The 7,472-nt window shown below is 62.9% G+C and carries 8 protein-coding genes; 5 read left to right on the top strand and 3 right to left on the bottom strand.

Going from position 1 to position 7,472, the window contains the following annotated elements; genetic code table 11:
• Positions 1–393 precede the first annotated feature (393 nt).
• From CER19_RS07850 to CER19_RS07835, 4 genes are all read left to right on the top strand, one after another.
• Positions 394–1,593 carry a YeeE/YedE family protein gene (locus tag CER19_RS07850; RefSeq protein WP_116666013.1) on the top strand — a complete coding sequence of 400 codons (1,200 nt, stop codon included), beginning with the start codon at positions 394–396 and terminating at the stop codon, positions 1,591–1,593.
• On the top strand, positions 1,583–2,116 hold the full coding sequence (locus CER19_RS07845; protein WP_116666012.1) for a GNAT family N-acetyltransferase: 534 nt from the start codon (positions 1,583–1,585) through the stop codon (positions 2,114–2,116). The genes CER19_RS07850 and CER19_RS07845 overlap by 11 nt, the downstream gene beginning before the upstream one ends.
• Before the next feature lie 91 nt (positions 2,117–2,207).
• Positions 2,208–2,750, top strand: a complete 543-nt coding sequence (locus CER19_RS07840) for a cysteine hydrolase family protein (protein WP_116666011.1) — start codon at positions 2,208–2,210, stop codon at positions 2,748–2,750.
• A gap of 4 nt (positions 2,751–2,754) precedes the next feature.
• The gene (locus tag CER19_RS07835) at positions 2,755–3,750 is read left to right on the top strand and encodes a GlxA family transcriptional regulator (protein ID WP_116666010.1); all 996 of its coding nucleotides are present in this window, start codon (positions 2,755–2,757) and stop codon (positions 3,748–3,750) included.
• Here CER19_RS07835 and CER19_RS07830 read toward each other — a convergent pair.
• Complete coding sequence (locus CER19_RS07830; RefSeq protein ID WP_073526986.1) at positions 3,722–3,892, bottom strand: DUF2986 domain-containing protein; 171 nt, start codon at positions 3,890–3,892, stop codon at positions 3,722–3,724. The two genes, CER19_RS07835 and CER19_RS07830, sit on opposite strands and share 29 nt — an antisense overlap.
• A 155-nt stretch (positions 3,893–4,047) precedes the next feature.
• Here CER19_RS07830 and panB point away from each other — a divergent pair, with 155 nt between their 5' ends.
• On the top strand, positions 4,048–4,863 hold the full coding sequence (panB, locus tag CER19_RS07825) for a 3-methyl-2-oxobutanoate hydroxymethyltransferase (protein ID WP_116666009.1): 816 nt from the start codon (positions 4,048–4,050) through the stop codon (positions 4,861–4,863).
• On the opposite strand, the gene CER19_RS07820 is transcribed toward panB, so the two are convergent.
• Together CER19_RS07820 and CER19_RS07815 are read right to left on the bottom strand one after the other, a co-directional pair.
• Positions 4,851–6,242 (bottom strand): PLP-dependent aminotransferase family protein, encoded by a 1,392-nt coding sequence (locus CER19_RS07820; protein WP_116666008.1) that lies wholly within the window; start codon positions 6,240–6,242, stop codon positions 4,851–4,853. The two genes, panB and CER19_RS07820, sit on opposite strands and share 13 nt — an antisense overlap.
• A 131-nt stretch (positions 6,243–6,373) precedes the next feature.
• Complete coding sequence (locus CER19_RS07815; RefSeq protein WP_116666007.1) at positions 6,374–7,402, bottom strand: alpha/beta fold hydrolase; 1,029 nt, start codon at positions 7,400–7,402, stop codon at positions 6,374–6,376.
• Positions 7,403–7,472 lie beyond the last annotated feature (70 nt).

Genomic DNA, 7,472 nt, shown 5'->3' with positions numbered 1-7,472 from the left:
GTGTTGCTGTCGAGAGTTGTGCTTGTCGCGATGGTCCTGCAAAGCGGTATTCCACATACACCGCCGATCCCCTGTGGGAGCTGTCGAGCTTAAGCGAGGCTGCGATAGCGGTGGTTCAGGCGATGAAGAGGTTGCCTGTGCCGCCGTCATCGCAGCCTCGCTGGGGCTCGACAGCTCCCACATTTGGGCGGTGTTGCTGTCGAGAGTTGTGCTTGGCGCGATGGTCCTGCAAAGCGGTATTTCACATACACCGCCGATCCCCTGTGGGAGCTGTCGAGCTTCAGCGAGGCTGCGAAAGCGGTGGTTCAGGCGATGAGCCTTTCGGCAATGCCGCCATCTGATCAAATTCCGTCTAGGGCTATACTTGCCTCCTTCCAACCAAACGAGATCACCATGAGCACCTCTCTTTCCCTGTCGCCCGCGCGCAAGCCTGTCGCGCCACTGATCGCTTTTGTCCTCCTGGTGGCGGGCGCTCTGTTCCTGCAAAACAGTGTGGGTGCGCGCCAGGTGTTGCTGCTGGTGGTCGGCGCCGCCCTGGGTCTGACGCTGTATCACGCGGCCTTCGGTTTCACCTCGGCCTGGCGCGTGTTTATCAATGATCGGCGTGGCGCTGGCTTGCGTGCGCAGATGGTGATGCTGGCGGTGGCGGTGGTGCTGTTTTTTCCGGCGCTGGGCGCGGGCACCTTGTTCGGCCAGCCGGTGGCCGGGCTGGTGGCGCCGGCCGGTGTGTCAGTGGTGTTCGGGGCGTTTATATTCGGGATCGGGATGCAACTGGGCGGCGGCTGTGCATCGGGCACCTTGTTCACCGTGGGCGGCGGGAATGCGCGGATGTTGGTGACGCTGCTGTTCTTTATCTGTGGCTCGTTGATCGCCACCCACCACGTCGACTGGTGGTTTGCGTTGCCGTCGTTCCCGGCGGTTTCCATTGTCAAAAGTTTTGGTGTGCTGCCGGCATTGGTCCTGAGCCTGGCGGTGTTCGCGCTGATTGCAATGGTGACCGTGCGCCTGGAAAAGCGCCGTCACGGCCAGCTTGAACAAGGCGTGCAGAGCGAGCACCAAGGTCTGCGCCGCTTTCTGCGCGGGCCATGGCCGCTGGTATGGGGCGCGATTGGCCTGGCGCTGCTCAACTACGCCACCCTGGCCCTGGCCGGGCGGCCGTGGGGCATTACCTCGGCGTTCGCGCTGTGGGGCGCCAAGGTGGCGAGCGGGCTGGGCGTGGACGTCGCCAGCTGGGCATTCTGGCAGATGCCGGGCAATGCCAAGGCCCTGGCTGCACCGGTGTGGGAAGACATCACCAGCGGCATTGTCCTCGGCGCGCTGCTGGCTGCGGGCCTGGCCGGGCGTTTCGCGCCCAGCCTGAACATCCCGCTGCGCTCATTGATCGCGGCTGTGATCGGCGGCCTGATGCTTGGCTATGGTTCGCGCCTGGCCTATGGCTGCAACATCGGCGCGTACTTCAGTGGCATCGCCTCGGGCAGCCTGCATGGCTGGGTGTGGCTGGTGGCGGCCTTTATCGGCAACGGCGTGGGCGGGCGCTTGCGGCCCTTCTTTTTTGCGGGCGAACGGCCCCAGGTGGCCTTGAGTGGTTGCTGAGCAGTCCACCCGCATTCGCCTGGCGCGCACGCAAGATGCCGGTTTGTTGCCCGCCATCGAGCAGTGCGCGGCCCAGGCGTTTCGCGCAATCGAAGGGCTGGCTTGGCTGGCGGATGCCGCGCCGATCGGCGTCGAGTGCCATCGGCAGTGGATCGCGCTATCGACCTGTTGGGTGGTGGTTGATGACCACGATCGCCCTCAAGGCTTCCTCAGCGCAGAACGCTTTGGCGACGACCTGCATATCCATGAAGTGTCAGTGGCTCAGCCGCTGCAAGGCCAGGGCTGGGGGCGCAGATTGGTGGAAACGGCGATAGATCATGCCCACGCCCAACACCTGCGTGCGGTGACGCTGACCACTTTCAAGCATGTACCTTGGAATGCTCCGTTCTACCGGCGCCTGGGCTTTGCACCTCACCTTGATCCGCGTCTGCACACGATCCTGGCGGATGAATATGCCCATGGCTTTGAACCCGGCAGCCGTTGTGCCATGGCGTGCCCGGTGACATGTCCGAATCCGTCCTGAAGTAGTCTGCCTTGCGTCTGTCGTGCGCTATGGGCTGTCCTTACCATGGCGTGCATCGTTCACCCACTGATGCAAGCCACAAGGACTGTCCATGACCCATAAAGCCCTGATCGTGATCGACGCCCAACATTCCTTCCGCCATTCAACCTACTGGTCCGAAAATGACCTACCCGACTATCTGGAAAAACAGCAGGCGCTCATCGACGGCTGTGTTCAACGCGGCATCCCGGTGGTACAAGTCTTCCATGTTGAAGACCAGGGGCATTTCTCCATGCAGTCGGGCAACGTCAGGGCCTTGAGCGAGCTGTCGATCAATCCGCAACTGGTGATCCATAAGCGCTATCACAGTGCTTTGGCCGGTACGCCACTGGCCGCGCGCCTGGTGGAAATGGGCGTCACCACGCTGATCATCAGCGGCATCCGCACCGAGCAATGCTGTGAGACCACCACGCGGCAGGCTTCCGACAGCGGCTTCAAGGTGGATTTTGTCAGCGAGGCGACCCTGACCTTCCCGATGACCCACGCGCGTAGCGGCCGGGTCTATACGCCGGCCGAGATTCGCGAACGCACGGAGTTGGTCCTCGATGACCGCTTCGCCCGCATCGTGACGGTCGCCCAGGCACTGGCGGAGTGAAGCGGTGAGCGTACCGGTGCTGTTCGTGCTATTGCCAAACGTGCTGATGCTCGACCTGGCCGGGCCTGCCGAAGTGCTGCGCCTGGCCGCGCAGGTCGATGACCCGGCGGCGGTGGATTTCGACTTGCAGTACGTCAGCCCGGTGGCAACGCTGCACACCTCCATCGGCTTGCCGCTGACCGGGCTGGCGCCACTGCCACCGGCCCTGGCCCCCGGTACGCTGGTGGTATTGGTGGGCTCCACGATGAATGTGTCGAAAGCCCACCAAAAGGCCTTCGAATCGGCCAGCCATCAGCTCACCCAGTGGTTGCAAAACGTCTTCGCGCCCTCGGCCGAGCGTCTGGTGTGTGTGTGCGCCGGCGCGTTGAGTGCCGCCAGGGCCGGGCTGCTCGATGGGCGCCAATGCACCACGCACCATTCTCTGTGTGCCACCCTGCAGGCCCTCGCCCCCAAGGCCCGGGTTCTGGAAAACCGCCTGTACGTCACCGATGGCCCGGTCAGTTGCAGCGCCGGTGTCACGGCCGGTATCGACCTGATGCTGCATCTGGTCGCCGAGCTGACCGGGCCACGCTTGGCGTGCGCGGTGGCGCGGGACATGGTGGTGTATCTGCGCCGCAGTGGCAGCGACCCGCAGCTATCGCCTTGGGTGAGCGGACGCAATCACCTGCACCCGGCGGTCCATCGCGTGCAAGACGCCATCGCCGCCGCCCCCTGCGAAGCCTGGACACTCACCCGCATGGCAAGCCTGGCCTGCACCAGCAGCCGGCACTTGGCGCGCCTGTTCCAGGAGCACGTACAGATCAGCCCGTTGGATTACCTGCACCGCCTGCGCCTGGCCGTGGCCCGTGAACTGCTGGCTGAGTCGGCCCTGGACATTGAAGCCATCGCCGAGCGCGCAGGCTTTGGCTCGGCGCGGCATCTGCGGCGGATCTGGGGCAAATATGAAGCGGCCACCCCTTCAGCCATGCGCCTTACTCAGCAGGCGTCTCGGGGGACGTAACCGGGTCCTGACCGGCTTCGGTTTCCAGCTTCAAACGGTCGGCCTTGCTGATGTATCTGTCTTTGCTTTTTGGCGCCAGCTTGGCACTGGCTTTTTTGGCTTTGGCCTTGAAGAGCTGCTGGAGTTTTTTCTGGCGGTTCATGTCGCGGTGCCTGAGAGGGAAAGGCGCGGATGATACCAGTTTCAACAAATATGACCGGGTCCTGGGTCGCTTTTTAGCGTTGATCTGTGCATTGAATCATCCTTCGTTTCGCCAATAATCGGGCCGAGTATCCAGCGCAAACGGAAAACGCCCCGATGAGCATTCATACCCGCACCAAACGTCTGACTGTCCCTCAACTGGTCGCCATGAAGGGGCAGCAGAAAATCGTCTCCCTTACCGCGTACTCCAGTGCTATGGCCAAGCTGATCGATCCGATTGTCGACTTCATCCTGGTCGGTGACTCCACCGCCATGGTCGGCTATGGCCGGGCTTCGACCCTGAGCATGCAGCTGGAAGAAATCATCGGCCACACCCGGGCGGTGGTCGACAGTACGCACTTGGCCTGTGTCATCGCCGACATGCCGTTTGGCAGTTACCAGGAGTCGTATGAGCAGGCTTTTCGCAATTGTGCCCAGGTGCTGTCGCGCACCGGTTGCGATGCGGTCAAGCTGGAAGCCAATCAGGCACTGGCGGGTACCGTGCAATTCCTGGTTGCCCGAGGCGTGCCGGTGATGGCCCACGTGGGGCTGATGCCGCAATTCGTCAACGTCATGGGCGGGTTCAAGGCCCAGGGTCTGACCGCTGAAACCGCTGCGGTAATTGCCGCAGATGCCCGCGCCAACCTGGAAGCGGGGGCCTTCAGCCTGCTGCTGGAAGGGGTGGCCGAAGGCGTGGCCCGGCAGATCACCCTGGACTCAAGCCAACCTACCATTGGCATTGGCGCATCGCCTGCGTGTGACGGCCAGGTGTTGGTCACCGAGGATGTGCTGGGCCTGGGCGGCGGCTCGATGCCGCGCTTCGTCAAGCAATACGCTGATGTGGGGGCGGTGATTCGCGATGCGTGCGAGCGTTACGCCGACGATGTACGCCATGGCCGGTTCCCCGAAGCGCGGCATTGCTACGGGCTTTGACGCAGCGCCTGGGCCAGTTGCTTGACGGCCCCGGCAATGTCCTTGCTCCAGTCGAGTGTGTAGCTCAGGCGCAGGTGATGTGGCCAGGCGCCTTGTTGGCTGAACAGTTCGCCGGGCGCGATGACGATGCGTTGGCCGAGCAGGTCCGCAAACACCTGGCGCATTTCCACCGGGCGGGCGGCCTGGAGCCAGAAGCTAGCGCCACCGTGGGGTTCGACCACCTGCCACTGGCTATCGCCGTGGGTTAATAGCAGGGCTTTGAGCAGCGTCATGCGCTCCAGCAACCGTGCCCGCAACGCCTTCAGGTGGGTGTCGATACGCTTGGACGCAAACAGCCTGGCGATGGCTTTCTGACGGATCGGCGAGAGGCGAAAGCTGCGCTCCAGGAACAGCTGCTGCAACGCTGAGGCATGCCCGCGACACAGCACATAGCCGTAGGGCGCTTCCGAGCCGATGATTTTGTCGAAGGTCGAAAACACCAGCAGTCTGTGTGGGTCGGCATAGTCGCGATAACGCGTCGGTTGCATGCCGAAATACAGCTCGCCGTAGGTGTCGTTTTCGAACAGCCAGATATCGCGCTCGGCCAACCGCTGGCAGATCTGCTGCTTATCCTGCGCGGGCATCGTACCGCCCTGGGGCATATTCACCGTCGATGACAGCACCGCCAGGCGGATGGGCTCACGCTTGAGCAGCGCGTTCAGAGCGTCCAGATCAAAACGCCCATCTGCGCCGAGGGGCATCTCGATGACACGGATCTTCGCCGCCTGCAATTGCCGCAGAATCGCCCACGAACACGGTGACTCCACCAGTGCGAGCGTGCCCGCGAGGTCCAGGGCATTGAGCGAGACCTCCAATACACTGTGCAGGTCCGAGCCGATGTACACCTGGTCGGCTTGCCAGTAATGGTCAGTAGATCGGCTATAGCGTTCGGCCAAGGCTGTGCGCAACTCGGACTCGCCAAACGGTAGGTACAGCGGCGTCAACGAGCGCGGATATTGCCGGGCCAGTTCACGCTCCAGCATCAACAAAGGCTGCTCCAGCGACAACAGCATCGCCGGGGCATCGCTGCTCAGGGCCAGCATGCCGGGTTGGCGCGCGTTGGCGAATACCTGGTCGAGCAGGGAGGATGAGCTTGGGTTGATGGCAGGAGCCGAGTTCGGGTCGATGAAAAAACCGAGCTTGGGCCTGGCCTGGATCCGCCCTTGCTCCTCAAGCAATGCATACGCGTACTTGGTGGTCGACACCGACACGCCCAGGCGCAGGGCCAGTTGGCGCAGGGACGGCAATTTGCGTTCGCCGTCAGCCGGGCAGGCCTCGATCAGCTCGATGAGGTAGCGGTACACCGCTTGATAGGCGAAGGTGCCTTTGCTTGTATTCATACTTATATGAGCCGCTGTTCTGTAGGAGCGAGCTTGCTCGCGAAGAACCTGAGTGCGATACGTTTTATCTGGACGCGCGCATTATCGTTGACGTTTTTCGCGAGCAAGCTCGCTCCTACATCAAACCCTGATCAACGTGCCAAAAACTGGCTGATCAACGTGATTACCTGCTGCTGGATCACAGGTCGTGGCCGTGCGCCCGGACCATCCTGACAAATGATGCTGTCGCCGGGCACATCTGCGTCGAGCACCGCCGCCGCGCCCGGTTTGCATTGCAACATAAAGCTGAAGTGATTGGCGTCACTGATCTGCACGTACTGCGTCGAGGCTTTTGGCAACTGCTTGGCCATGTCCGCCGATTCCATCTGCGCCGGCAAATCCGCTGACGGCACACCGGCCGCTATCACCAACGCCCGCACCGGCAGCGCCGCCAGGCTCGCATCGGTAAACCCACGCGACAGGCCCAGGTCCAAAGACACCACGGCGCTGACGCGCTTGTCGCTCAAGTCCGCCGCCAATTGCGCCTTCCCGTTTGGAGTACCTTCAGGGTTCATCTCACGGTAGGCGGTACACGCGACCAGCGTCGGATGGGCGCTGCAGTCCCGGGCAAACAGCGCCGGGTCGAAACGCGCACCGGCCGTCTCCATCACCGTCCAACCTCCGAGGGAATGCCCCACCACCGCGATCCGGCCGCTATCCACCGCACCGAATGGCTCAGGCTGCGCCAGCAGCGCATCGATGGCCCGACTCAAATCCCTGGGCCGTTGCCACAACTGCGCAGCGGCCTCGGCGCTGCGATCCTGGCTGGTAGTGCCCGGGTGGTTGACCGCCGCCACGATATAACCCTGCCGAGCCAGCGCACTGGCCAGCCACGCCTGCTTGCCCCAGTTGCCACCGTAGCCGTGGGAGAGCACCACTAAAGGATGCTTGCCGGGCGTCGGTGCGGCATCGGGAACGGCCAGCACGCCGATGAACACCCCATTGTCGGCGATCAGCTTGGGTTTGGCAGTGGTGGCGGCGGGGTACCACACAGCCATTTCCAACGGGCGGTTGTTGTGGGTGTCGGGCAGGGTGGTGGTTTGGAAGCCGACGGGGTTGTCGCTGGCGAATGCGGGAGCGGTCAGGCACATCAGCAGCAGAGCGGCGAGGCGGGCTTTCATGCTTTTTTCGTCCTTGAAAGGGAGGGCGCAGCATGACCTGAAACGGCCGGTTCAGGTAGAGGGGAGGCGG

This window comes from Pseudomonas sp. GL93, from assembly GCF_003408955.1.
GTDB classification, from domain to species: Bacteria; Pseudomonadota; Gammaproteobacteria; order Pseudomonadales; family Pseudomonadaceae; genus Aquipseudomonas; species Aquipseudomonas paracarnis.
Note: the sequence above shows the minus strand (reverse complement) of the source record. Positions and strands in the feature narration are given on the sequence as shown.